We start from the raw sequence: 24558 nt of genomic DNA, 5'->3' as shown, positions 1-24558 counted from the left end.
ATGGGCGGCTGAGGACGTTTCCCGCCGTCTAATGCGCGAGGAGAATGGCCATGGGGCCAGTCTAACGGGGCCGTGCAACCACTTTTCCCGGGCGCCGCTTCCCGCGGCCGCCTGTTCGAGGGCACCCCTGTTCGCAGGCGCGGGTCGGGGGCGCTCTCCGTGGCCGGTGCGAGACCGGGCGACGGGCCGGATTCCGGGACCTTCCGGCGTCCGGTCACCGTCACCGGCTCACCAGGGAGTGATCGGCACGACAGGCATGGACGGCGGCCGCCCGAGCGTCTGTCCGACGCTGCTGTACGCGGACGCCAAGGCGGCGGTCCGCCGGCTCACGCAGGCCTTCGGTTTCACGGAACTGACCGTGTACGAAGGTCGGGGCGGCTCGGTCGCGCACGCCGTTCAGCTGCCTCCCGTGTGCACCTGGAACGCGGCGCGGCGCACGGCCTTGGCCAGGGCCGGGTCGGGGTGGGCGGCGGCGAGGGCGACCAGGACCTGCACGGTGCGCGGGTGCCCGACGGCGCGGACCTCGTCGAGGAGGGCCGGGACGGTGGGCTGCACGGCGGACTCCAGATGCCGGACCAGCAGCGGGGCCTCGCCGTGGTCGGCGACGGCGGCGGCGGTGTCCACCCACAGCCAGGTGGCCTCCCGGCGGGTGAGGACCTCGTGGGCGTCCTCGGGGTCGGCGCCGTCGTGCTCGGCCAGCCACAGCAGGGCGTACGGGCGCAGCGTGGGCTCGTCGAGCACGGCGCGGACGTCGGGCTCGGCGGGGGCGCCGACGACGCGCAGCGCCTCGAAGGCGAGGCCGCGCAGCAGGGCGTCCTCGCCGCGGGCGGCGGCGAGCAGCTCGGTGACGGCGCTGCCGACGGGGCGGGCGGCGAGCCAGGCGCGGTACTCGGCGCGGGCCGCGTTCGGGCGGAGCCGGCCGCAGCCGCGGAGCATGGCCTCGGCCGACTGCTCGATGTTCCCGGCGGGGCTCTGCGCGGCCACGCAGATCTGCTCCAGCTTGACCCAGACCGCCCAGCTGCCCAGCGGGGTGAGGGTGGCGTGGCCGTCGCCGCAGGTGAGGGCGCCGACGGAGGCCAGGGCGTGCAGCGCCCAGTCGAGAAGGGGGGCGAGCGGGGTGCCGTCGGCGTCGTCCGCGGGCTGCTGGGGCTGCGGGGCGTCGGGGGTCCCCGGTTCGAGCCGGGGGCCGTAGGGAACCTCGCAGCGCTCGGTGCGCAGTTCGGTGACGCGCTGCTCCAGCAGGTCCAGGAGCTGTTCGACCGGGACGGGTCCGGCGGACAGCTGGAGGAAGGAGAGCACCTGGGGCATCGCGGAGACGACCTCGGCGACGGCGGCGGGCTCATGGCCGTCGGGCTCCGGGTGGGCGAGCGACCAGGCGTCGAAGAGGGCGACCCAGCCGCGCAGTACGGCGCTGTCGTCGCGGTTCCAGGCGCGCAGGCGCCAGCCGGGGCGGGCGGTGCCGCCGTGGACCTCGACCAGCCCGGCGAGGCGTGCGGTGTCCCAGTGGGCACGGACCTCGGCCACGGTGAGACCCAGCTCGCGGGCCGCGTGTTCGGCGGTCGTGTCGGACAGGGTGGCCTTGCCGTCGGCGGTCGCGCTGCCGCGGCCGGGGCCGAGGGCCGCGTCGGCCCAGCGGGCGATGCGGGCGGCGTCGGCCAGGACGGAGCGTGCCGTTCGGGCCAGTTCCGACCGGGCCGGTGTGCCCTCCGGGGGGCGCGGTGCGGCGCGGTGCGGGCGGCGCTGGTTCATCGCTCTGGGGGCGGCGGCCAGGGGTCGCGGACGGACGAGTCGAAGCCTGGAGTCGCGCGGGATACGGGACGTCACGGGTGCAGTCTTCCGGTTGACGGTCCGAAAACCCAAACGGAATGCCCGGGGCGGCGCCGGGGACGGCCCGCGCGGGGCCTCAGCAGGCGGCCCGGGAGGGAAAACCGGCCATCGGCACGGCCCTGAACGGAACCTGAGCGGCGCGCGGCCCGGCGGGCCTCCGCCGGGGTCATACGAGGGGGGTGAGGAAGCGGCGCAGGGTCTCCAGGTAGGAGTCGGGGTCGGCGTTCCACATGGCGCCGTGCGGGGCGTCCCGGACGGTGTGGAGGGAGACCAGACGGGAGTGGGCGTCGGCGAAGCTGCGGGTGAACCGCCAGGGGGCGACCGTGTCGTCGGGGCCGTGGAAGACGAGGGTCGGCACCGTGAGGGCCTCGCGCACGGCCTGGCCGGCGGCGCCGTCGGCGTGCAGTCCGGCGCGGCCCTGCGCGGCGCGGACCGCGAGCGGCAGCAGCACGCCGGGCGTGCGGCGGGCGGCGGCCAGGGCGCGCAGGGTGGTCTCCCAGCTGAGCACCGGGGAGTCCAGGACGAGCCCCGCGATGCGGTCGCGAGCGGCGGAGTGCGCGGCGGTGCGCAGGGCCATGGTGGCGCCGGTGGACCAGCCGAGCAGGACGATCTGGCGGGCGCCGTGGTCGAGGGCGTAGTGGACGGCGGCGTCCAGGTCGTGCCACTCGGTCTCGCCGAAGTGGTGCAGGCCGTCGGGCGAGGGCGGGGCGCCGGCGTCGCCGCGGTAGGCGAGGGCGAGAACCGGGACGTGCCGGCCGTGCAGGGGGGCCATGAGGTTCAGGGCATGTTCCCGGGTGGTGCCGAGGCCGTGCACGGCGATGACCCAGGTGGGACGGGCGCCGGGCACGAACCAGGCCGGGAGCGGGCCGAGTTCGCCGGGGACGTCGACGTCGGTGTAGTCCAGGCCCAGGGCGGTGCCGGGGGTGCCGACGTACAGGTTGGGGGTGAGCCAGGCCCGGTCGCCGGTGTCGAAGGTGCCGTGGGTGACGCTCTCGAGGCGGCGTACGACGGTGTCGGCGCCGTGCTGGGCGGTGCTGAGGACCGGGCCGACGACCGCGTGGGACGCGTCGCCCGCGAGGCCGTAGCGGCCGGGGCGCAGCGCGGCGAGGTCCCGGGTGAGGGTGATCTGCCCGGCGGCGGTGCCGTGGACGGTGAGGCGGGGTTCGGTGGGCAGGGGCCGACCGGGGGGCGCCTTGAGGGCGGCGTCGCTGGCCAGTCGGCCGGCGGCGACGCTCGCTGCGCCGGCCGCCGCCAGGGCTGCGGTGACTGCGGCGGCCGTTGCTGTGACAGTGCGCATGGGGCCAGTCTCCCGGTGGAGTCCGTGGGCGGCCAGCGGGCGGACGACACGGAGTGACGACGCCCGGCCGGGCCCGGGGCCATGGGCCGGCTCGACTGCCGGTACCCCCGAACCCGCCCCGTAACCCCCGGCTCCGCCTCGTCCGGCGAGGACCGGTCGCCGCCCCGCTCCCTGGTCAGGGCACCGCCGACCCGGTCCGGCGGAACAACCGCCGCGGCGTGCCGAGCAGCGGGCGCCCCCGGGCCCAGCGACGGACGCCACACACCACGCCCCTACCCACGCGCCCGCCCGCCGGCCCGGCAGGACGCCCACCGTCGCATCCCCGCCGAGCAGCGGACACTTCCCTGGCCGAGCGGCGGGCGCCGGCACTTCGGGCCCGGCGCGACGGGCGGCGCACACCCGGCGGCCCGCAGCCGCCGAGCACCCGCATCCGGACCTGGCACCGGCGGAGCGGAAGCCGCTCGTCCGGGCCGCCTCCGCAGCCGCCCGTGCGGTCCCCGGCGTGGGCCGGCCCGCCGGGCGCCTGCCCTCCGGGGCGCACGTCACTCGGCGTGACGACGGACGGCTGCCCGGCAGGGGCCCGTCAGGTCGGCTGGCCGTAGCCGCGCAGGCGTTCCGTCACCTCGTCCAGCTGGGCCGGGGTCAGCAGGGACGGGGTGTGGCCGGGGACCGAGGAGGCGGTCAGCCACAGGCGGCACATCCACTCGAGCTGGGCGGTGCGGTCGTAGGCCTGGTCGAGGGTGGTGCCGTAGGTGATCGTGCCGTGGTTGCGCAGGAGGCAGCCGGTGCGGTCGGTGAGGGCGGCCAGCATGTGGCGGGCGAGTTCGTCGGTGCCGTAGGTCGCGTAGGGGGCGACCCTGACGGGGCCGCCGAGCGCGGCGGCCATGTAGTGGACCAGCGGGAGCTCGGGGACGAGCAGCGAGACCGCCGTCGCGTGCACGGCGTGGGTGTGGACGACGGCGCGGGCGTCGGTGGTGCGGTACACGGCGAGGTGCATGGGCAGCTCGCTGGTGGGGACCAGGGTGCCGAGCACCTGCCGGCCGTCGAGGTCGACGCCGGTCACGTCGCCGGGGGCCAGACGGTCGTAGGGCACACCCGAAGGGGTGATCAGCACCGTGTCGCCGATCCGTACCGAGACGTTGCCGGAGGTGCCGACCACGAGCCCGTCGGACACCGTCCGCCGGGCCGTCGCGACGAGCGCCTCCCAGGCCTCGGACTCCCCTGCGGACACCTGTCCGACCCGCGATTCCGTCACAGTTCACGCCTCCCGTCGGGCGTCCCGCACGCCCTGTGCCGCGCCGCGGTCCGGCGCCCCACGGCGATCCTGCCAGGCACGTCTCCGGAGAGCGTCGGCGCGGGCACGCAGCGCAGGCGTTCGCGGAGGTCACGACCCCGTTTCCGGTCACCATGACGCCCGGTCCAGTTCATCTTCCGTTCACCCTGGTTACCTACGTTCGACGCGCCAATGACCTCGAACGATTGCCTGGGTAAATGGAAAGCTTCTCGCTGATCCTCGCGATTGTGGTGGTAACCGCACTCGCGTTCGATTTCACGAACGGTTTCCACGACACCGCGAACGCGATGGCAACGACCATTTCGACCGGTGCACTCAAACCCAAGGTCGCGGTGGCCATGTCCGCCGTGCTGAACCTTGTGGGCGCCTTCCTCTCGGTGGAGGTCGCCAACACGATCTCCAAAGGTCTCGTCGACGAGACCGGCATCCGTCCCGAGGTCATCTTCGCCGCGTTGGTCGGCGCGATCCTCTGGAACCTGCTGACCTGGCTGGTCGGGCTCCCGTCCAGCTCCTCGCACGCCCTCATGGGCGGCCTGATCGGCGCCGCCGTCGCCTCGGCGGGCATCGGCGCCGTCCACGGCGACGTGCTCGTCACCAAGGTGCTCCTGCCGGCCGTCGCCGCCCCGATCGTCGCGGGCGTCGCGGCGATGCTCGCCTCCCGGCTGACGTACTCGCTCGGCCGCAAGGCCGACGGCAAGGCCGCGGAGAAGGGCTACCGCGTCGGGCAGATCGCCTCGGCCGGCCTGGTCTCGCTCGCCCACGGCACCAACGACGCCCAGAAGACGATGGGCATCATCACCCTCGCCCTGATCGCCGGCGGCGCCCTCGCCCCCGGCGCGAACCCGCCGGTGTGGGTCATCCTGTCCGCGGGCCTGGCCATCGCGCTGGGCACCTACCTCGGCGGCTGGCGCATCATCCGCACCATGGGCAAGGGCCTGACCGACCTCCAGCCGCAGCAGGGCTTCGCCGCCCAGACCAGCGCCGCCACGGTCATCCTGGCCTCCTCCCACCTCGGCTTCTCCCTCTCCACCACGCACTCGGTCTCCGGCTCGGTCATGGGCGCGGGCCTCGGCCGCAAGGGCGGCGTGGTCCGCTGGTCCACGGCCACCCGCATGTTCGTCGCCTGGGGCCTGACCCTGCCGGCCGCGGCCCTGGTCGCCGCGCTCGCCGAGTGGGTCTGCGGCTTCGGTGACTGGGGCACGGCGCTCGTCGCGGTCTTCCTGGTCGCCTCCAGCTTCGCGATCTGGCGGATCTCCCGGCGCGAGGTCGTCGACCACACCAACGTCAACGGCGACGACGCGCCGGAGCCCGAGCCGGCCGGCGTGGTGACCACGGCGATCGCCGCCGTGACCCCGCCCCCGGCGGGCGTGAGCGAGGAGCTCACCGCCACCGTCGCGGCCCCGCCCGCCGGCGCCGACACCAAGACCCCGTCGGCCGTCACCACCGTCTGAGCCCGCGTCCGGGTACGAAGGAAGAGAACCGCCATGACAATCGACTGGGCAGCCCTCGGCTCCGTCTTCGGGGTCAGTCTCGTGGCCACCGTGGCTCTGGTGGCCCTGTTCACCCTCGGCATCGTCGGCCTCTCCCGCCAGGAGCGGGCCACCGCCCAGGGCGGCTCCGCGGTGCTCGCGGTCACCGGCGCCTACGCCTGCTTCGCGGCCTGCGCGGCGGCGGTGGCGTACGGGATCTATCTGATCGTCGCCTGACCGGCAGGGCGCACACCGTGCGCGGGGCGCGGGACGGACTCCACCGTCCCGCGCCCCGCTGCTTTTTCCGTGCCGGCGCACACCACCCGTGTGTGGGCCTTCGCACACTCCCCCGCCGCAGGTCAACAGCAAGTTGACGGGTGTTCGCGGGCCGTGGTGGACTGCCGGAGCCATTACGGCGGCAGGAGAGGAAGCCGGTGCGAGTCCGGCGCGGTCCCGCCACTGTCACCGGGGCAGTACGCACGTACGGCCCCGGGAGCCAGGAACTCTCACCGCCGATTTCGTCGAACCAGGGCGTGGACACCCTGAGTGAGGACATATCGCCATGCGCGGCTGCCGTTCCGGGCTCACCAGAGACGCACTTCCGCTGTCCCTTCCCACGGCCGGCTGAGCCGTGCGCGCCGAACGCGTCTTCGCGTACGGCGCCGCCGCCGGCCTTCTCGGCGACCTCCTCCTCGGCGATCCGCGCCGCGGACACCCGGTCGCCGCGTTCGGCCGTGCCGCCGGTGCCGTGGAACGGGTGCTGTGGCGTGACCACCGCGGCTGGGGCGCGCTGCACACCGCCGTGTGCGCCGGTGGCGCCGTCGTCCTCGGAACCGCCGCCACCCGCGCCGTCCGCCGCTCCCCCGCCGCCTTGGTCGCACTGACCGGCGCCGCCGCCTGGGCCGTCGTGGGCGGGACCTCGCTGGCCCGGGAGGCCCGCGCCGTCGGACGGGCGCTGGAGGCCGGGGACGTCGAGGCGGCCCGGGCCCGGCTGCCGCATCTGTGCGGACGGGACCCGCAGGCGCTGGACGCCGACGGGATCGCCCGGGCCGTCGTGGAGTCCGTCGCCGAGAACACCTCCGACGCGGTCGTGGGCGCCCTGGTGTGGGGCGCCGTGGCGGGAGTGCCGGGGCTGCTCGGCTTCCGGGCCGTGAACACGCTGGACGCCATGGTCGGCCACAAGTCCCCCAGGTACCGCCGCTACGGCTGGGCCTCGGCCCGCCTCGACGACCTCGCGGGCTGGCCGGGCGCCCGCCTGACCGCCGCCTTGACCACCGTGGCCGGCGGCGACCCCCGGGGCGCCGTGCGGGCCTGGCGTGCCGACGCCGCGCGGCACCCGAGCCCCAACGCCGGGCCCGTGGAGGCGTCCTTCGCGGGCGCCCTGGGCGTGCGGCTCGGCGGGACGCTCTCGTACGGCGGCCGGGTCGAACACCGGCCGGTGCTCAACGGGGCGGCGGGACGCGCCGTCCGGGCCGGATCCGGCGACATCGAGCGGGCCGTACGGCTGTCCCGGCGCGTGGGCTGGCTGGCGCTGGGCGTGTGCGCGGGCGCGCGGCTGCTCGTCCGCGGGGTCAGCAGGAAGGGACGTACGTCATGAACGGTGGCCTCCTCGTCGCCGGCACCACCTCCGACGCCGGCAAGAGCGTCGTCACCGCCGGGATCTGCCGCTGGCTGGTGCGCCGGGGCGTCAAGGTCGCGCCCTTCAAGGCGCAGAACATGTCGCTCAACTCCTTCGTCACCCGCGAGGGCGCCGAGATCGGGCGGGCGCAGGCCATGCAGGCGCAGGCGTGCCGCGTCGAGCCGACCGCGCTGATGAACCCGGTGCTGCTCAAGCCGGGCGGCGAGCAGAGCAGCCAGGTCGTGCTGCTCGGCAAGCCGGTCGGGGAGATGAGCGCCCGCGGCTACCACGGCGGGCGGCAGCGGCAGTTGCTCGGCACGGTGCTCGACTGCCTGGCCGAGCTGCGGGGCACGTACGACGCGGTGATCTGCGAGGGGGCGGGCAGTCCGGCCGAGATCAACCTGCGCCGCACGGACATCGTGAACATGGGGATCGCCCGGGGCGCCGGGCTCCCGGTCCTCGTCGTCGGCGACATCGACCGCGGGGGCGTCTTCGCGTCCTTCTTCGGCACGGTGGCGCTGCTGTCGCCCGAGGACCAGGCGCTGGTCGCCGGGTTCCTCGTCAACAAGTTCCGGGGCGACGTGTCACTGCTGGAGCCCGGCATCGACATGCTCCGGGGCCTCACCGGGCGGCGGACGTACGGCGTGCTGCCCTTCCGGCACGGGCTCGGGATCGACGAGGAGGACGGGCTGAGGGTCTCGCTGCGCGGGACGGTGCGGGAGTCCGTGGTCGCGCCGCCGGTCGGCGAGGACGTGCTGCGGGTCGCCGTCTGCGCGGTCCCGCTGATGTCCAACTTCACGGACGTCGACGCGCTGGCCGCCGAACCCGGTGTCGTGGTGCGGTTCGTGGACCGGCCGGAGGAGCTGGCCGACGCCGACCTGGTGATCGTGCCGGGGACGCGCGGGACGGTACGGGCGTTGGAGTGGCTGCGGGAGCGGGGGCTCGCGGAGGCGATCGCGCGCCGGGTCGCCGAGGGCCGGCCCGTGCTCGGCGTCTGCGGTGGCTTCCAGCTCCTCGGCGAGCACATCGAGGACGAGGTCGAGTCCCGCGCCGGGCACGTGGACGGGCTCGGACTGCTGCCCGTGCGGGTGCGGTTCGCCCGCGAGAAGACCCTCACGCGGCCCGTCGGCGAGGCCCTCGGCGAGCGCGTCGAGGGGTACGAGATCCACCACGGGGTCGCCGAGGTGACGGGCGGCGTCCCCTTCCTGGACGGCTGCCGGGTCGGCCAGACCTGGGGCACCCACTGGCACGGCTCGCTGGAGTCGGACGGCTTCCGGCGGGCGTTCCTGCGCGAGGTGGCCGCCGCCGCGGGCCGCCGCTTCGTGCCGGCCCCCGACACCTCGTTCGCCGCGCTGCGCGAGGAGCAGCTCGACCGGCTCGGCGACCTGATCGAACAGCACGCGGACACGGACGCGCTGTGGCGGCTCATCGAGTCCGGCGCGCCACAAGGACTGCCCTTCATTCCACCGGGAGCGCCCGCATGAGCACAGTGTTGTTGTTGTCGACCGCCGACACGGACCTCCTGGCGGCCCGTGCGTCGGACGCCGCCTACCGGATCGGCAACCCGACCCGGGTCGACGTCCGGGAGGACCTGCCGGGGCTGGTCGAGGGCGCCGACATCGCCGTCGTACGCCTGCTCGGCGGCAAGCGCGCCTGGGAGGACGGGCTCGCCGCGCTGAAGGCGTCCGGGATTCCGACCGTGCTGCTCGGCGGCGAGAGCGTGCCGGACGCGGAGCTGATGGCCGAGTCGTCGGTGCCGGCCGGTGTGGTGGCGCAGGCGCTGCGCTATCTGGTCGAGGGCGGCCCGGACAACCTCACGCAGCTCGCCGGGTTCCTGTCGGACACGGTGCTGCTGACCGGCGAGGGCTTCGACGAGCCGCGGAAGATGCCGGAGTACGGCGTCCACGGCTCCCGGTCCTTCGTGGAGGGCCGCCCGACGGTCGGCGTGCTCTTCTACCGTGCCCACCAGCTCAGCGGCAACACCGCGTTCGTGGACACGCTGTGCGACGCGATCGAGGCGCGCGGCGCCAACGCGCTGCCCGTGTACTGCGGTTCGCTGCGCGGCGCGGACCCCGCGCTGTACGAGCTGCTGGGCCGGGCCGACGCCCTGGTCGCCACCGTCCTCGCCGCGGGCGGCACCCACGCCTCGCAGGCGTCGGCGGGCGGCGACGAGGAGGCGTGGGACATCGGCGCGCTGGCCGACCTGAACGTCCCGGTGCTGCAAGGGCTCTGCCTGACCTCGTCCCGGGCCGCCTGGGAGGCGTCCGACGCGGCGCTCTCCCCGATGGACGCGGCGATGCAGGTCGCGATCCCGGAGTTCGACGGCCGCCTGATCACGGTGCCGTTCTCCTTCAAGGAGCAGGGCCCCGACGACGTGCCGGTGTACGTGGCCGACCCCGGGCGGGCCGGGCGGGTCGCCGGGATCGCCGTGCGGCACGCGGCCCTCAAGCACAAGCCGAACGCCGAGAAGAAGCTCGCGCTGGTCTTCACCGCGTATCCGACCAAGCACTCCCGGGTCGGCAACGCGGTGGGGCTCGACACCCCGGCGTCCGCGGTCCGGGTCCTGGACGCGCTGCGGGACGCGGGGTACTCGCTCACCGACTACCCGTCCGGCGGCGACGAGCTGATCCACCGGCTGATCGAGGCCGGCGGTCACGACGTCGAGTGGCTGACGGAGGACCAGCTGGCCGCGGCGCCCGCGCGGGTGCCGCTGGCGGACTACCGGGCCTGGTTCGGGAAGCTGGACCCGGAGCTGCGGGACGCGATGACCGAGGCGTGGGGCGAGCCGCCGGGCTCGCTGTACGTCGACGGGGACGACATCGTGCTGGCCTCCCTACGGTTCGGGAACGTCGTCGTCATGATCCAGCCGCCGCGCGGCTTCGGGGAGAACCCGATCGCGATCTACCACGACCCCGACATGCCGCCGTCCCACCACTACATGGCGGCGTACCGGTGGCTGGAGAACAGTTTCGGCGCCGACGCGATCGTGCACATGGGCAAGCACGGCACGATGGAGTGGCTGCCCGGCAAGGGCCTCGGGCTGAGCGGCGGCTGCGCGCCGGACGCGGTGCTGGGCGATCTGCCGCTGATCTACCCGTTCATCGTCAACGACCCCGGCGAGGGCACCCAGGCCAAGCGGCGCGGGCACGCCACGGTGGTCGACCACCTGGTCCCGCCGATGGCCCGTGCCGACACCTACGGCGACCTGGCCAAGCTGGAGCAGCTGCTCGACGAGTACGCGCTCGTCTCCGACCTGGATCCGGCGAAGGCGCCCACGGTCCGGGCGCAGATCTGGACGCTGGTCAAGGCGGCCGAGCTCCACCACGACCTGCACGTGGACGACCAGCCGGACGACGACGCGTTCGACGAGTTCGTCATGCACATCGACGGCTATCTGTGCGAGATCAAGGACGTGCAGATCCGCGACGGCCTGCACGTCCTGGGCGGCGGTCCGGTCGGCGAGCCGCGCGTCAACCTGGTGCTGGCGGTGCTGCGCGCCTCGCAGGTGTGGGGCGGCCAGGCGAACGCGCTGCCGGGTCTGCGGGCCGCGCTGGCCTCGTACGCCGGGCTGGTCGAGAAGGAGCTGCTGGCCGAGCCGGGCGCCCCGGTGAAGGTGCCGGTGGAGCTGACGGAGCTGGTGGAGGGTCCGGCACGCACCGCGTCCGACGCGATCGACCTGCTGGAGCAGCTGTGCCGGCGGTTCGCGGAGGGGATGGAGTCCCGGGACTGGGACGTCACGGCCGTACCGGGTCTGGTGCGGGAGGTGCTGGGCACCGCACTGCCCGACGCGGTCGCCGTGCTGGAGTTCGCCTGCCGGGAGGTCGTGCCGCGGCTCGCCCGGACGACGGACGAGATCGGGCACATCCTGCGGGCGCTGGACGGCGGTTACGTCCCGGCCGGACCGTCCGGCTCGCCGACCCGCGGACTGGTCAACGTCCTGCCGACCGGCCGGAACTTCTACTCCGTCGACCCGAAGGCGATCCCGTCCCGGCTGAGCTGGGAGGTCGGCCAGTCCCTGGCGGACTCGCTGATCCAGCGCTATCTGAGCGACACCGGCGAGTACCCGAAGTCCGTCGGCCTCACGGTGTGGGGCACGTCCGCGATGCGTACCCAGGGCGACGACATCGCCGAGATCCTGGCCCTGCTGGGCTGCCGTCCGGTGTGGGACGACGCCTCGCGCCGGGTCACCGGCTTCGAGATCGTGCCCCCGGCCGAGCTGGGCCGGCCGCGCGTGGACGTCACGGTGCGCATCTCCGGGTTCTTCCGGGACGCGTTCCCGCACGTCGTCGGGCTGATCGACGACGCGGTGCGGGCGGTGGCGGAGCTGGACGAGCCCGCCTCGCAGAACTACGTGCGCGCCCACGCCGACGCGGACACCGCCGAGCACGGCGACCGGCGCCGGGCCACGGCACGCATCTTCGGCTCCAAGCCGGGCGCGTACGGTGCCGGTCTGCTGCCGCTGATCGACGCCCGCAACTGGCGCTCCGACGCGGACCTCGCCGAGGTGTACGCGGTGTGGGGCGGCTACGCCTACGGCCGCGGCCTCGACGGGCGGGCGGCGCGCGGGGACATGGAGACGGCGTTCCGGCGGATCGCGGTGGCGGCGAAGAACGTCGACACCCGCGAGCACGACCTCGTGGACGCCGACGACTACTTCCAGTACCACGGCGGCATGGTCGCCATGGTCCGGCACCTCACGGGCGCCTCCCCCGAGGCGTACGTCGGTGACTCCGCCACCCCCGACCAGGTGAAGACCCGGACGCTGGGCGAGGAGACCCACCGCGTCTTCCGCGCCCGCGTGGTCAACCCGCGCTGGATGGCGGCGATGCGGCGGCACGGCTACAAGGGCGCCTTCGAGATGGCGGCCACCGTGGACTACCTCTTCGGCTACGACGCCACGGCCGGGGTCGTGGACGACTGGATGTACGAGAAGCTCAGCGCCGAGTACGTGTTCGACGCGGAGAACCAGGACTTCATGAAGAAGTCCAACCCCTGGGCGCTGCGCGGCATCACCGAGCGGCTGCTGGAGGCCGCCGACCGGGGGCTGTGGGCGGAGCCGGACGCGGAGACGCTGGAGCGGCTGCGCGCCACCTATCTGGAACTCGAAGGCGACTTGGAGGGTGACGACAAGTGAGTGTCCCGTTCCCGTTCACGGCCGTCGTCGGCCAGGACGACCTGCGGCTCGCGCTGCTGCTGAACGCCGTGTCCCCGGCGGTCGGCGGCGTGCTGGTGCGCGGCGAGAAGGGCACCGCCAAGTCGACGGCGGTGCGCGCCCTGTCCGCGCTGATGCCGGAGGTGGACGTCGTCTCCGGCTGCCGGTTCTCCTGCGACCCGCACTCCCCCGACCCCGCGTGCCCGGACGGGCCGCACGGGGCGGGGGCCTCCGGGTCCCGGCCGGCGCGGATGGTGGAGCTGCCCGTCGGTGCCTCCGAGGACCGGCTCGTCGGCGCGCTGGACATCGAGCGGGCGCTGTCGGAGGGCGTGAAGGCCTTCGAGCCCGGCCTGCTCGCCGACGCGCACCGCGGGATCCTCTACGTCGACGAGGTCAACCTGCTCCACGACCACCTGGTCGACCTGCTGCTGGACGCCGCCGCGATGGGCGCCTCGTACGTCGAGCGCGAGGGGGTGTCGGTGCGGCACGCCTCGAAGTTCCTGCTCGTCGGCACGATGAACCCCGAAGAGGGCGAGCTGCGGCCGCAGTTGCTCGACCGGTTCGGGCTCACCGTCGAGGTCGCCGCGTCGCGCGAGCCCGACCTGCGGGTGGAGGTCGTGCGGCGCAGGCTGGCGTACGACGACGATCCGGCCGCGTTCGCCGCGCGCTGGGCCGACGAGGAGGCCGCCGTACGGGCCCGGATCGTGGCCGCGCGGACGTTGTTGCCGTCGGTGCGGCTCGGCGACGGGGCGCTGCGGCAGATCGCGGCGACCTGTGCGGCCTTCGAGGTGGACGGCATGCGCGCCGACATCGTGATGGCGCGCACGGCGACCGCGCTGGCCGCGTGGGCCGGGCGGACCGATGTGCTGGCGGAGGACGTACGGCAGGCCGCGCTGCTGGCCCTCCCCCACCGGCGGCGGCGCAATCCCTTCGACGCGCCGGGGCTGGACGAGGACAAGCTCGACGAGACGCTGGAGGAGTTCGGCGGGCAGGACGAGGGCGACGGCGACGACGATCCGGACCCGGGTCCCGGCGGCGGTCCCGGCGGACAGCCGGAGCCCGACGACGCGCCCCAGGGCGACGGTGACACCGCCGCGCGGCCCGAGGCCGGGGAGGGCGGGCAGCCGCAGCCGTCCGGCGGCGCCGGCGAGCAGTCCCCCGTGCGGGCCGCCGAGCCGTTCCGCACGAAGGTGCTGAGCGTGCCCGGGCTGGGCGAGGGTGCCGCCGGGCGCCGGTCGCGGGCGCGGACCGAGCACGGGCGGACGACCGGGGCCCGGCGGCCCCGGGGGGCGCTGACCAAGCTGCACCTCGCGGCCACCGTGCAGGCCGCCGCCCCGCACCAGCGGGCGCGGGGGCGCAGCGGGCCCGGGCTGGTGGTGCGCCGGGACGATCTGCGGCAGGCGACGCGCGAGGGGCGTGAGGGCAATCTCGTGCTGTTCGTCGTGGACGCCTCGGGGTCGATGGCGGCGCGGCAGCGGATGAGCGCGGTGAAGGGTGCCGTGCTGTCGCTGCTGCTGGACGCCTACCAGCGGCGGGACAAGGTGGGGCTGGTCACCTTCCGGGGCTCGGCCGCCGATGTCGCCCTGCCGCCGACCTCGTCGGTGGACGCGGCGGCCGCCCGGCTGGAGTCGCTGCCGACCGGTGGCCGTACGCCGCTCGCGGCCGGGCTGCTGAAGGCGCACGAGGTGCTGCGGGTGGAGCGGCTGCGGGACCCGGCGCGGCGGCCGCTGGTCGTGGTGGTGACGGACGGGCGGGCCACAGCGGCAGGGGCGGCGCGAAGCGCCTCCGGCCGGGGTGGTGGTCGGGCGACGGGTGGGACCGAGCCGGTCGCGCTGGCTTCGCGGGCCGCGCGGCTGTTCGCCGCCGAGGGCACCGCCTCCGTGGTCGTGGACTGCGAGACGGGGCCGGTGCGGCTGGGGCTCGCCGGGCGGCTCGCGGACGAACTGGGCGGTACGGCGGTGACGTTGGACGAGCTGCGGGCGGACTCCATCGCCGGGCTGGTGAAGGACGTACAGGCGAGCAGGAGGGCCGCGTAATGCCGAAGGGGCAGCCGAGTGTCGTGCCGGACGACGGGCTGACGACCCGTCAGCGGCGTAATCGTCCGCTGGTCGTCGTGCACACGGGCGTGGGGAAGGGCAAGTCCACCGCCGCCTTCGGGCTGGCGCTGCGGGCCTGGAACCAGGGGTGGCCGATCGGGGTGTTCCAGTTCGTCAAGTCGGCGAAGTGGAAGGTAGGCGAGGAGAACGCCCTGCGGGTGCTCGGCGCCAGCGGTGAGGGCGGGTCCGTCGACTGGCACAAGATGGGCGAGGGCTGGTCCTGGGTCCAGCGGGACGCTCAGATGGACAACGAGGAGAAAGCCCGGGAGGGCTGGGAGCAGGTCAAGCGGGACCTCGCCGCCGAGACGTACAAGCTGTACGTGCTGGACGAGTTCGCCTACCCGATGCACTGGGGGTGGGTCGACACCGACGAGGTCGTCTCCGTGCTCCGGGACCGGCCGGGGACGCAGCATGTCGTGATCACCGGGCGGAACGCGCCGGAGAAGCTGGTGGAGTTCGCGGACCTCGTCACCGACATGTCCAAGGTGAAGCACCCGATGGACGCCGGGCAGAAGGGGCAGAGGGGCATCGAGTGGTGACCTCCTCCGTCCCTCGGCTGGTCGTCGCCGCGCCCTCCTCGGGCAGTGGCAAGACCACCGTCGCCACCGGGCTGATGGCCGCGCTCACCGCGCGGGGCCTCGCCGTGTCCCCGCACAAGGTCGGGCCCGACTACATCGACCCCGGGTACCACGCGCTGGCCACCGGGCGGGTGGGTCGCAACCTCGACGCCTACCTGTGCGGACCCGAGCTGATCGGGCCGCTGTTCCTGCACGGGGCGCGCGGGTGCGACATCGCCGTGGTCGAGGGTGTGATGGGGCTGTACGACGGGGCGGCGGGCGAGGGCGAACTCGCGTCCACCGCGCACGTCGCCAAGCTGCTGCGGGCGCCGGTGGTGCTGGTCGTGGACGCGTCGTCGCAGTCGCGGTCGGTGGCGGCACTGGTGCACGGGTTCGTGTCCTTCGATCCGGAGGTGCGGATCGGGGGCGTGATCCTCAACAAGGTCGGGTCGGACCGGCACGAGGCGCTGCTGCGGGAGGCGGTGGACTCCGTCGGGGTGCCGGTGCTGGGGGTGCTGCGGCGGGCGCCGCAGGTGGATGTGCCGTCCCGGCATCTGGGGCTGGTGCCGGTCGCCGAGCGAGCTTCGCAGGCGGTGGAGGCCGTTGCCGCGATGGCGGCTCAGGTGGCCGGCGGGTGTGACCTGGAGGCGTTGGTGAGGCTGGCGCGTGCCGTCGGTCCGCTGCCAGGGGGCTCCGCCCCCTGGACCCCCGGTCCTTCGCCCACCCACCACCCGACTCGGTCGGCCGAGAAGCCGGGGCCCCTCGTCGCCGTTGCCGGCGGTGCCGCGTTCACCTTCTCCTACGCCGAGCACTCCGAGCTGCTCGCCGCCGCCGGGGCCGAGGTCGTCGCCTTCGATCCGTTGCGGGACGAGGAGTTGCCCGAGGGGGCCGCCGGGCTGGTCGTCGGTGGGGGCTTTCCCGAGGTGCACGCCGCCGAGCTGTCGGCCAACGAGGGGCTGCGCAAGAGCGTCGCCGAACTCGCGCTCAGCGGTGCTCCCGTCGCCGCCGAGTGTGCCGGGCTGCTGTATCTGTGCCGGGAGTTGGACGGGCTGCCCATGTGCGGGGTGCTCGACGCCTGCGCGCGGATGTCCGAACGGCTCACCCTGGGCTACCGGGACGCCGTGGCCGTGAACGACAGTGCGCTGGCCGTCGCGGGGACGCGGATGCGGGGGCACGAGTTCCACCGGACGGTCGTGGAGCCGGGCGCCGGGGCGGCGCCGGCATGGGGGATGCGGGCGCCCGAGCGGCGCGTCGAGGGATTTGTGGAGCGCGGTGTGCACGCGAGCTATCTGCACACGCACTGGGCGTCCGAGCCCGGTGTCGCCCGTCGGTTCGTGGAGAGGTGCCGGACGTCATGAGCAGCAGGCTGATCGGGGTGGGGGTCGGGCCCGGGGACCCGGAGCTGGTGACCGTCAAGGGCGTGAACGCGCTGCGCGCCGCCGAGGTCGTCGTCGTTCCCGTCATGGCTGCACCCGACGGAAAAGACGGCGGGGAGCGGGGAAGGGCCGAGGCGACCGTGCTGCACTACGTGCCCGCCGAGAAGGTCGTCCGGGTCGTGTTCGCGCTGAACGAGCGCTCCGACCGGGGGCGCCGGGAGGCGGCGTGGGACGCGGCCGGGGAACGGGTGGCCGCGCTGCTGCGGGCCCACGGTTCCGTCGCCTTCGCGACCATCGGCGACCCCAACGTGTACTCGACCTTCACGTATCTCGCGCAGACCGTCGGCGAACTCGTGCCGGGCACCGTCGTGGAGACCGTGCCGGGCATCACCGCCATGCAGGACCTCGCGGCCCGGTCGGGTGCCGTGCTGACGGAGGGCACCGAGCCGCTGACGCTGGTGCCGGTGACCGCCGGGGCCGCGGTGCTCAAGGACGCGCTGAACGGGCCGGGGACCGTCGTCGCCTACAAGTTCGGCCGGCAGGCGGCCGAGGTCGCCGAGGCGCTGCGGGAGACCGGGCGGCTCGACGACGCCGTATGGGGTTCGGCGCTGGGGCTGGCGGAGGAGTCCGTACGGCCGGCCGCCGAGCTGGACGGGGCGCCGCTGCCCTATCTGTCGACGCTCATCGCACCGGCACGGCGCGAGGGCGGGCGGGGCGGCAAGCTGTGAGCCACCCGGATCCCGGGACGTCACTCGGCGATGCCCACCACCAGCCAGATGAAGGCGGCGCCCGCGATCGTGCACAGCAGGGTCGACCGGGCGGGGTGCTCGTGGTGGGCCTCGGGCAGGATCTCGGCGGCGGCGAGATAGAGCAGAACGCCGCCGAAGAGACCGAGATACCCGCCGAGCACACCCTCCGGGATCGTGAAGAAGAGCGTGGACGCCGCGCCGACGACGGGGGCCACGGCGTCCGCGACGAGCATGGCGACGGCCCGGCGGCGGGCGTTCCCGTACAGGCTGGTGAGCGTGTAGGTGTTGAAGCCGTCCGCGAAGTCGTGGGCGACCACGGCCAGCGCGACCGCCGCGCCCATGCCGCCGCCCACCTGGAACGCCGCGCCGATCGCCACGCCGTCCATCGCGCTGTGCCCGACCATCGCGGCGGCGGCCGTCAGGCCCACCTCGGGCGTGCGGTGGCCGTGCTCGTCGGCGCCGTGCGCGGCGCGGCGGGCGGCCAGCAGGCGCTCCACGAGGTGGGCGAGCAGGAATCCGGCGACGAACAGCAGCAGGGCCGCCGGGACGCCGAACACCTCCCGGCCCGCCGCCTCCAGCGCCTCCGGCAGCAGGTCGAGTCCGACCACGCCCAGCATCAGGCCGCCGGCCAGGCCCAGGACCAGGTGGCGCCGGTCGGTCACGCGCTGTGCCGTCCAGCCGCCGGCCAGCGTCATCAGGAACGCGCCGAGCGCGACGAAGACCGCCATGCGCCCTTGGTATCCGATCAGCCCGCGTTCACGCGCGTCCGACAGCAGCAACCGCAGTAAATATGCGCAGGAGAGGACCGATTTCCATGGACCCCATGGCTCCCACCGCCGGTACCGGTGCCGGCAAGGTGACCTTCGTCGGTGCCGGCCCCGGCGCCGCCGATCTGCTGACGTTCCGCGCCGCCCGCGCCATCGCCGAGGCCGACGTCGTGATCTGGGCGGCGAGCCTGGTCCAGGCGGAGGTCCTGCAGCACGCGCGTGAGGACGCGGAGGTCCTGGACTCGGCGACGATGTCGCTGGAGGACGTCGTCGCCGTCTACCAGCGGGCCCGCGAGGAGGGGCTGCGGGTGGCCCGCATCCACTCCGGTGACCCTGCCCTGTGGGGCGGCACGCAGGAGCAGCTCGACCGGTGCGCGCAGATCGGCATCGCGACCGAGGTCGTGCCGGGCGTCTCCGCCTTCTCCGCGGTCGCCGCGCTCGCGCAGCGGGAGCTGACCATCCCGGAGGTCGCGCAGTCCGTCGTCCTCACCCGGCTCGGCGGCGGCAAGACGCCGATGCCGCCCGGGGAGGAGGTCCGCGAGTTCGCGAAGCACGGCACGACCATGGCGGTCTTCCTGTCGGCGGCGCGCAGCGGCCAGCTGGTGCGGGAGCTGCTGGAGGGCGGCTATCCGACCGAGACGCCGGTCGTCGTCGCCTACCAGGCGACCTGGCCGGAGGAGCTGGTCGTGAAGTGCACGATCGGCACGCTGGAGGAGACCGTCAAGGAACACAGGCTCTGGAAGCACACCCTGTTCCTGGTCGGTCCGGCGCTCGACGCGCACGGCACCCGCTCGCACCTGTACCACCCGGGGCACTTCCACGGGTACCGCAAGGCCGACCCCGAGGCCCGCAGGGAGCTGCGCGCGCGGGGTGCGAGCACATGATCACGGTGGTCGGGGCGGGGACCGGTTCCCCGCTGCCCGAGGACGTGGCCGACGGCGCGGAACTGGTCGTCGGCGGGCGGCGCCACCTGGACGCCGTACGGCTGCCGGAGGGCGCCGAGCGGGTCGTCCTCGGGGCGCTGACGCCCGCCCTGGACACGGTCGCGGAGTACGTCGCGAAGGAACGGCCGGTGCTGGTGCTGGCCTCCGGCGACCCGGGGTTCTTCGGGATCGTGCGGGCGCTGGCCGAGCGGTTCGGGCCGAAGCTGCTCGATGTGCGGCCCGGGGTGTCGTCGGTGGCCGCCGCGTTCGCGCGGGCCGGGCTGCCGTGGGACGACGCCGTGGTGGCCAGCGCGCACGGGCGGGACCTGCGGACGGCGGTGAACCTGTGCCGCGCCCACCCGAAGGTGGCCGTGCTGACCGGGCCGGGGGCGGGTCCGGCGGAGCTGGGGGCCGCGCTCGCGGGCGACGGGCGGGTGCTGGTCGTCGCCTCCGCGCTCGGTTCCGGCGAGGAGCGGGTGGAGCGGGTGACGCCCGCCGAGGCCGCCGCCCGGGACTGGGGCGCGGCGGTGAGCGTGGTGCTGAGCCTGGACGAACCGCGGGCGCTGGGCCCGGTGCGCTCGGTGGCCGGGCCGCGGCCGGGTCCGGCCGGATGGGCGCTGGACGAGGCCGCGTTCGCCCACCGCGACTCGATGATCACCAAGTTCGAGGTGCGGGCGCTGGCGCTGGCCCGGCTCGGTCCGCGCCCCGGCGACCTGGTGTGGGACGTCGGCGCGGGCTCGGGGTCCGTGGCCGTGGAGTGCGCGCGGCTCGGCGCGGCCGTCACCGCCGTGGAGAAGACACCGGACGGGGTCGAGCGCGTGCGCGCCAACGCCGCCGCGCACGGGGTCGACGTCCGGGTGGTGCACGGCGCGGCGCCCGCGGTGCTGTCGGGCCTGGACGACCCCGAAGCCGTGTTCGTCGGCGGCGGCGGGCGCGAACTGCCGGCGATCGTCTCGGCCTGCGCGCGGCGCGCCCGGCGGTCCGTGGTCGTCGCGATGGCCGCGCTGGACCGGGTGCCGGCGGCCCGTCAGGCGCTGCTCGACGCGGGGCTGGAGTGCGACGGGGTGCTGCTCCAGTCGTCCCGGCTCGCGCCGCTGCCGGGGGACGTGACGCGGCTGGCGGCGACCAATCCCGTTTTCCTGCTGTGGGGCGCGAGGCCCGGCAGCCGTACCGAAGAAACCGAAGAAGGAGGGGCCCAGTGATCGGCCTCATTTCCGCCACCGCGGCGGGAGCTGCGGCGCGGGACCGGCTGGCCACTGCGTGGCCGGACCGCACGCGCGTGTACGAGGGTCCCGTCGCGGACGCCGTACGGACCGCGTTCGCCGAGTGCGAGCAGCTCGTGTGCTTCCTGGCCACGGGGGCCGTGGTCCGGCTCGTGGCCCCGCTGCTGGACGACAAGCGGACGGACCCGGGCGTGGTGTGCGTCGACGAGGGCGGGCGGTTCGCCGTGTCGCTGGTCGGCGGGCACGGCGGCGGCGCCAACGAACTCGCCCGCGCGGTGGGCGGGATGCTGGGCGCCGAGCCGGTGGTGACGACGGCGACCGACGCCGTGGGCCTGCCGGGCCTGGACACGCTGGGGCTGCCCGTCGAGGGCGATGTCGCCGGGGTCTCGCGGGCCCTGCTGGACGGTGAGCCGGTGGCGCTGCGGGCCGAGGTCGCCTGGCCGCTGCCGCCGCTGCCCCTCGCCGCGGAGGGGGCGTACGCGGTCCGGCTGACGGACCGTCTGGTGGAGCCGGCCGAGCGTGAGGCCGTGCTGCGTCCGCCGTCCCTGGTCGTCGGTGTCGGCGCCTCGAAGGGGGCGCCGGTGGACGAGGTGCTCGCCCTGGTGGAGGCGGCGCTGCGGGACGCCGGGCTGTCGGCGGCGTCGGTCGCCGAGCTGGCCACCGTGGACGCCAAGGCCGAGGAGCCGGGCATCGTCGGGGCGGCCGAGCGGCTGGGCGTGCCGCTGGTGACGTACCCCGCCGGGGAGCTCGCGGGCGTCGAGGTGCCCAACCCCTCGGACGCGCCGCTCGCCGCCGTCGGCACCCCCTCGGTCGCGGAGGCCGCGGCGCTGGTGGGCGGGGGCGAACTCCTCGTGCCCAAGCGGAAGTCGGCGGCGGTGCCCGCCATGGCGACCTGTGCCGTCGTACGGCGGCCGGGGCGCGGGCGGCTCGCGGTGGTCGGGCTCGGGCCGGGCGCCCGGGACCTGCTGACGCCGCGGGCGCTGGCGGAGCTGCGGCGGGCGTCCGTGCTGGTCGGTCTCGACCAGTACGTCGACCAGATCCGCGATCTGCTGCGGCCCGGCACCCGGATCCTGGAGTCGGGGCTCGGGGCGGAGGAGGAACGGGCGCGGACGGCGGTGGCCGAGGCCCGGCGCGGGCGGACGGTGGCGCTGATCGGCAGCGGTGACGCGGGCGTGTACGCCATGGCGTCGCCGGCGCTGGCCGAGGCGTCCGACGACATCGACGTGGTCGGGGTGCCGGGCGTGACGGCGGCGCTGGCCGCCGGGGCGATCCTGGGCGCGCCGCTGGGCCACGACCACGTGTCGATCAGCCTGTCCGACCTGCACACGCCGTGGGAGGTCATCGAGCGGCGGGTGCGCGCGGCGGCCGAGGCGGACCTCGTCGTGACGTTCTACAACCCGCGCAGCCGGGGCCGGGACTGGCAGCTGCCGAAGGCGCTGGCGATCCTCGCCGGGCACCGGGAGCCGACGACGCCGGTCGGTGTCGTGCGCAACGCGTCGCGCGCCGACGAGTCGAGCCGGCTCACCACGCTCGCGGCGCTGGACCCGGCGACGGTCGACATGATGACGGTCGTCACGGTGGGCAACACGGCGACCCGCGAGATCGCCGGGCGCATGGTCACCCCGCGCGGCTACCGCTGGCAGGAGGCCTCCCGGTGAACCGTGTGGTCCACCCCATCGAGGAGGAGTCCTACCGGCGGCTGCGCGCCCGTCTGGACACCTCGCGCTTCGCGCCGCTGACCCGGGCGGTGGTGGAGCGGGTCATCCACTCCGCCGCCGACCTGGAGTACGCGTCGGACCTCGTCATGGACGAGGGCGAGCTGGCGAAGGCACACGCGGCGCTGCACGCCGGGGCGCCCGTCGTCGTGGACGTCGAGATGGTCGGCGCGGGCATCACCCGGAGGGAGACCGTCTGCCGGCTGAAGGACGCCGTCGCCGGGCCGGGACTGACCCGCTCGGCGCACGGCATCCGGCTGGCGTACGAGCAGGTCGGGCCCGGCGCCCTCTGGGTGATCGGCAACGCGCCCACCGCCCTGGAGGAGCTGTTGACCCTGGACGCCTCCCCCGCGCTCGTCATCGGGCTGCCCGTCGGCTTCGTCGGCGCGGTCGAGTCCAAGGCGGCGCTGCGCGAGAGCGGGCTGCCCGCCGTGAGCAACGTGTCCGAGAAGGGCGGGTCGGCGGTCGCGTCCGCCGCGCTCAACGCCCTGCTGTACCACCCCACGTCCCCCGAGGAGACCCTGTGACCACCCCGCCCGCCCTGCTCATCGCCGGCCACGGCACCCGGGACGAGGCCGGAGCCGAGGCGTTCCGTGACTTCGTGCGCGAGCTGGGCCGCCGCCATCCCGAACTGCCCGTCGCGGGCGGCTTCATCGAGCTGTCCCCGCCGCCGCTGGGCGAGGCGGTCGCCGAGCTGGTGGAGCGCGGCGTACGCCGGTTCGCCGCGGTGCCGCTGATGCTGGTGTCCGCCGGGCACGCCAAGGGTGACATCCCGGCGGCGCTGTCCCGCGAGAAGGAGCGCCACCCCGGCATCTCGTACACGTACGGGCGTCCGCTGGGCCCGCACCCGTCGCTGCTGCGGGTGCTGGAGCGGCGGCTGACGGAGGCCGTCGATCCCTCCTGGGACCCCTCCGAGGTGACCGTGCTGCTGGTGGGGCGCGGTTCGACGGACCCGGACGCCAACGCCGAGGTGTTCAAGGCGGCGCGGCTGCTGTGGGAGGGCCGCGGTTACGCGGGTGTGGAGACGGCGTTCGTGTCGCTGGCGCAGCCGGACGTGCCGGGCGGCCTGGACCGGTGCGCGCGGCTGGGCGCCGGGCGGATCGTGGTCCTGCCGTACTTCCTGTTCACCGGCATCCTCCCGGACCGGGTCCGGCACCAGACGGAGCAGTGGGCCGCCGCGCACCCGGAGACCGAGGTGCGGTCGGCGGACGTCATCGGACCCGAGCCGGAGCTGCTCGACCTGGTGTGGGAGCGGTACGAGGAGGCGGTGAAGGGCGATCTGCGGATGAACTGCGACAGTTGCGTGTACCGGATCGCGCTGCCCGGGTTCGAGGACAAGGTGGGGCTGCCGCAGCAGCCGCACTTCCACCCCGACGACGACGGTCATCACCACCACGGGCACCATCACGGGCATGGACACGCACACTCCCATGCACAGTGACCTCGGCGGCCCCGACCTGCGGCACCACGGGGACGCCGAGGTCCGGGACGACGGTTCGGCGCTGGTGGACCTGGCGGTGAACGTCCGCGCGGACACGCCCCCGGCGTGGCTGCGCGAGCACGTGGCCGGCTCGCTCGGCTCCCTCGCGGCCTACCCGGACGGGCGGGCCGCGCGGGCGGCGGTGGCGGCGCGGCACGGGCTGCCGGTGGAGCGGGTGCTGCTGACGGCGGGCGCGGCGGAGGCGTTCGTGCTGCTGGCGCGGGCGCTGAAGGTGCGCCGGCCGGTGGTGGTGCACCCCCAGTTCACGGAGCCGGAGGCGGCGCTGCGGGACGCGGGGCACACGGTCGGCCGGGTGCTGCTGCGGGAGGAGGACGGCTTCCGGCTGGACCCGGCGGCCGTCCCGGAGGACGCCGACCTGGTGGTGATCGGCAATCCGACGAACCCGACGTCGGTGCTGCACCCGGCGGGCACGCTGGTGGAACTCGCGCGTCCCGGCCGGACGTTGGTCGTGGACGAGGCGTTCATGGACGCGGTGCCGGGTGAGCGGGAGGCGCTGGCCGGGCGGACGGACGTGCCCGGGCTGGTCGTCCTGCGCAGCCTCACCAAGACGTGGGGGCTGGCGGGCCTGCGCATCGGGTACGTGCTGGCAGCGCCGGAGACGGTCACCGGCCTGGAGCGCGCCCAGCCCCTGTGGCCCGTGTCCACACCCGCGCTGGCGGCGGCCGAGGCGTGCGTGGCGCCGCGCGCGCTGGCGGAGGCGGCCCACGCCGCCCACCGCATCGCCGCGGACCGGGACCGTCTCGTCGCCGGGCTACGGAGGTTCGCCCCCGCGGGACTCCGGGTCGCCGAGCCCCCCGAGGGCCCCTTCGTCCTGGTCCGCCTCCCGGACGCGGCGAGCGTACGGCAGCGGCTGCGCGCCCTCGGGTACGCCGTCCGGCGCGGGGACACGTTCCCGGGACTGGGCGCGGACTGGCTGCGCCTCGCGGTACGGGACCGAACGACGACGGACGGTTTCCTGACGGCGCTGGACCGCGCCCTGACGCCCTGACTGCCC

19 protein-coding genes, 1 pseudogene and 1 riboswitch are annotated in these 24558 nt (G+C 75.1%); of the genes and pseudogenes, 16 read left to right on the top strand and 4 right to left on the bottom strand.

The genetic code is table 11. The annotated features are described in order from the left end of the window. Window positions 1-31: 31 nt before the first annotated feature. Window positions 32-394: pseudogene (locus ACIRG6_RS32175) on the top strand (hypothetical protein); the annotation flags it as partial. A gap of 2 nt (window positions 395-396) precedes the next feature. On the opposite strand, the gene ACIRG6_RS32170 reads toward ACIRG6_RS32175, so the two are convergent. The 3 genes from ACIRG6_RS32170 to ACIRG6_RS32160 all read right to left on the bottom strand — a co-directional run bounded on the left by ACIRG6_RS32170 (window position 397) and on the right by ACIRG6_RS32160 (window position 4379). Beyond that, window positions 397-1824 (bottom strand): hypothetical protein, encoded by a 1428-nt coding sequence (locus ACIRG6_RS32170; protein ID WP_364682964.1) that lies wholly within the window; start codon window positions 1822-1824, stop codon window positions 397-399. A gap of 169 nt (window positions 1825-1993) precedes the next feature. Beyond that, window positions 1994-3124: an alpha/beta hydrolase family protein gene (locus ACIRG6_RS32165; protein ID WP_318218012.1), complete on the bottom strand. Its 1131-nt coding sequence runs from the start codon at window positions 3122-3124 to the stop codon at window positions 1994-1996. Between the two features lie 583 nt (window positions 3125-3707). Then, window positions 3708-4379 carry a class II aldolase/adducin family protein gene (locus tag ACIRG6_RS32160; protein WP_350724496.1) on the bottom strand — a complete coding sequence of 224 codons (672 nt, stop codon included), beginning with the start codon at window positions 4377-4379 and terminating at the stop codon, window positions 3708-3710. Window positions 4380-4615: 236 nt separating this feature from the next. Between ACIRG6_RS32160 and ACIRG6_RS32155 the strand changes: the two genes are divergently transcribed. From ACIRG6_RS32155 to cobI, 9 genes are all read left to right on the top strand, one after another. Beyond that, complete coding sequence (locus ACIRG6_RS32155; RefSeq protein ID WP_403325193.1) at window positions 4616-5869, top strand: inorganic phosphate transporter; 1254 nt, start codon at window positions 4616-4618, stop codon at window positions 5867-5869. Window positions 5870-5902: 33 nt separating this feature from the next. After that, window positions 5903-6124: a hypothetical protein gene (locus tag ACIRG6_RS32150; RefSeq protein ID WP_189228480.1), complete on the top strand. Its 222-nt coding sequence runs from the start codon at window positions 5903-5905 to the stop codon at window positions 6122-6124. Window positions 6125-6264: 140 nt separating this feature from the next. Next, window positions 6265-6412: riboswitch (cobalamin riboswitch) on the top strand. A 106-nt stretch (window positions 6413-6518) separates the two neighbouring features. Then, complete coding sequence (locus ACIRG6_RS32145; protein WP_364682971.1) at window positions 6519-7484, top strand: cobalamin biosynthesis protein; 966 nt, start codon at window positions 6519-6521, stop codon at window positions 7482-7484. Continuing rightward, window positions 7481-8989, top strand: a complete 1509-nt coding sequence (locus ACIRG6_RS32140; RefSeq protein ID WP_364682973.1) for a cobyric acid synthase — start codon at window positions 7481-7483, stop codon at window positions 8987-8989. Before ACIRG6_RS32145 ends, ACIRG6_RS32140 begins: the two co-directional genes overlap by 4 nt. Continuing rightward, a complete protein-coding gene (gene cobN / locus ACIRG6_RS32135; protein WP_364682975.1) occupies window positions 8986-12639 on the top strand; it encodes a cobaltochelatase subunit CobN in 3654 nt (1217 codons plus the stop codon). The genes ACIRG6_RS32140 and cobN overlap by 4 nt, the downstream gene beginning before the upstream one ends. Next, window positions 12636-14693: a putative cobaltochelatase gene (locus ACIRG6_RS32130; protein ID WP_403325190.1), complete on the top strand. Its 2058-nt coding sequence runs from the start codon at window positions 12636-12638 to the stop codon at window positions 14691-14693. Before cobN ends, ACIRG6_RS32130 begins: the two co-directional genes overlap by 4 nt. Beyond that, window positions 14693-15292 (top strand): cob(I)yrinic acid a,c-diamide adenosyltransferase, encoded by a 600-nt coding sequence (cobO, locus tag ACIRG6_RS32125; RefSeq protein WP_351140517.1) that lies wholly within the window; start codon window positions 14693-14695, stop codon window positions 15290-15292. The genes ACIRG6_RS32130 and cobO overlap by 1 nt, the downstream gene beginning before the upstream one ends. Further along, a complete protein-coding gene (locus ACIRG6_RS32120) occupies window positions 15289-16668 on the top strand; it encodes a cobyrinate a,c-diamide synthase (RefSeq protein WP_403325188.1) in 1380 nt (459 codons plus the stop codon). The genes cobO and ACIRG6_RS32120 overlap by 4 nt, the downstream gene beginning before the upstream one ends. Beyond that, window positions 16665-17414, top strand: coding sequence for a precorrin-2 C(20)-methyltransferase (cobI, locus tag ACIRG6_RS32115; protein WP_364682981.1), 750 nt, complete (start codon window positions 16665-16667; stop codon window positions 17412-17414). The genes ACIRG6_RS32120 and cobI overlap by 4 nt, the downstream gene beginning before the upstream one ends. Before the next feature lie 20 nt (window positions 17415-17434). On the opposite strand, the gene ACIRG6_RS32110 is transcribed toward cobI, so the two are convergent. Next, complete coding sequence (locus tag ACIRG6_RS32110; protein ID WP_189228472.1) at window positions 17435-18163, bottom strand: ZIP family metal transporter; 729 nt, start codon at window positions 18161-18163, stop codon at window positions 17435-17437. A gap of 95 nt (window positions 18164-18258) precedes the next feature. On the opposite strand from ACIRG6_RS32110, the gene cobM reads away from it, so the two are divergent. Genes cobM through cobC form a run of 6 tightly spaced genes read left to right on the top strand, consistent with a single transcriptional unit; the run spans window position 18259 to window position 24552 of the window. Beyond that, complete coding sequence (gene cobM, locus ACIRG6_RS32105; protein ID WP_403325186.1) at window positions 18259-19086, top strand: precorrin-4 C(11)-methyltransferase; 828 nt, start codon at window positions 18259-18261, stop codon at window positions 19084-19086. After that, window positions 19083-20327 (top strand): precorrin-6y C5,15-methyltransferase (decarboxylating) subunit CbiE, encoded by a 1245-nt coding sequence (cbiE, locus tag ACIRG6_RS32100; RefSeq protein WP_403325184.1) that lies wholly within the window; start codon window positions 19083-19085, stop codon window positions 20325-20327. Before cobM ends, cbiE begins: the two co-directional genes overlap by 4 nt. Beyond that, window positions 20324-22006 (top strand): precorrin-3B C(17)-methyltransferase, encoded by a 1683-nt coding sequence (cobJ, locus tag ACIRG6_RS32095; protein ID WP_403325182.1) that lies wholly within the window; start codon window positions 20324-20326, stop codon window positions 22004-22006. Before cbiE ends, cobJ begins: the two co-directional genes overlap by 4 nt. Continuing rightward, window positions 22003-22590 (top strand): precorrin-8X methylmutase, encoded by a 588-nt coding sequence (locus tag ACIRG6_RS32090; RefSeq protein WP_364682986.1) that lies wholly within the window; start codon window positions 22003-22005, stop codon window positions 22588-22590. Before cobJ ends, ACIRG6_RS32090 begins: the two co-directional genes overlap by 4 nt. After that, a complete protein-coding gene (locus ACIRG6_RS32085) occupies window positions 22587-23504 on the top strand; it encodes a sirohydrochlorin chelatase (RefSeq protein WP_189228467.1) in 918 nt (305 codons plus the stop codon). The genes ACIRG6_RS32090 and ACIRG6_RS32085 overlap by 4 nt, the downstream gene beginning before the upstream one ends. After that, the gene (cobC, locus tag ACIRG6_RS32080; protein WP_364682988.1) at window positions 23476-24552 is read left to right on the top strand and encodes an Rv2231c family pyridoxal phosphate-dependent protein CobC; all 1077 of its coding nucleotides are present in this window, start codon (window positions 23476-23478) and stop codon (window positions 24550-24552) included. The genes ACIRG6_RS32085 and cobC overlap by 29 nt, the downstream gene beginning before the upstream one ends. The last annotated feature ends 6 nt before the right edge of the window (window positions 24553-24558 follow it).

Source organism: Streptomyces flaveolus, from assembly GCF_044765825.1.
In the GTDB taxonomy this organism is placed as follows: domain Bacteria; phylum Actinomycetota; class Actinomycetes; order Streptomycetales; family Streptomycetaceae; genus Streptomyces; species Streptomyces flaveolus.
The sequence above is the reverse complement of the archived record's forward strand: the minus strand, read 5'-3'. Positions and strand labels throughout refer to the sequence as shown.

Coding starts and splice junctions, on each gene's coding strand:
- ACIRG6_RS32165 (WP_318218012.1), bottom strand. CDS start 3,124: ATGCGCACTGTCACAGCAACGGCCGCCGCAGTCACCGCAGCCCTGGCG.
- ACIRG6_RS32155 (WP_403325193.1), top strand. CDS start 4,616: ATGGAAAGCTTCTCGCTGATCCTCGCGATTGTGGTGGTAACCGCACTC.
- ACIRG6_RS32150 (WP_189228480.1), top strand. CDS start 5,903: ATGACAATCGACTGGGCAGCCCTCGGCTCCGTCTTCGGGGTCAGTCTC.
- ACIRG6_RS32140 (WP_364682973.1), top strand. CDS start 7,481: ATGAACGGTGGCCTCCTCGTCGCCGGCACCACCTCCGACGCCGGCAAG.
- cobN (WP_364682975.1), top strand. CDS start 8,986: ATGAGCACAGTGTTGTTGTTGTCGACCGCCGACACGGACCTCCTGGCG.
- cobO (WP_351140517.1), top strand. CDS start 14,693: ATGCCGAAGGGGCAGCCGAGTGTCGTGCCGGACGACGGGCTGACGACC.
- cobI (WP_364682981.1), top strand. CDS start 16,665: ATGAGCAGCAGGCTGATCGGGGTGGGGGTCGGGCCCGGGGACCCGGAG.
- ACIRG6_RS32110 (WP_189228472.1), bottom strand. CDS start 18,163: ATGGCGGTCTTCGTCGCGCTCGGCGCGTTCCTGATGACGCTGGCCGGC.
- cobM (WP_403325186.1), top strand. CDS start 18,259: ATGGCTCCCACCGCCGGTACCGGTGCCGGCAAGGTGACCTTCGTCGGT.
- cbiE (WP_403325184.1), top strand. CDS start 19,083: ATGATCACGGTGGTCGGGGCGGGGACCGGTTCCCCGCTGCCCGAGGAC.
- cobC (WP_364682988.1), top strand. CDS start 23,476: ATGGACACGCACACTCCCATGCACAGTGACCTCGGCGGCCCCGACCTG.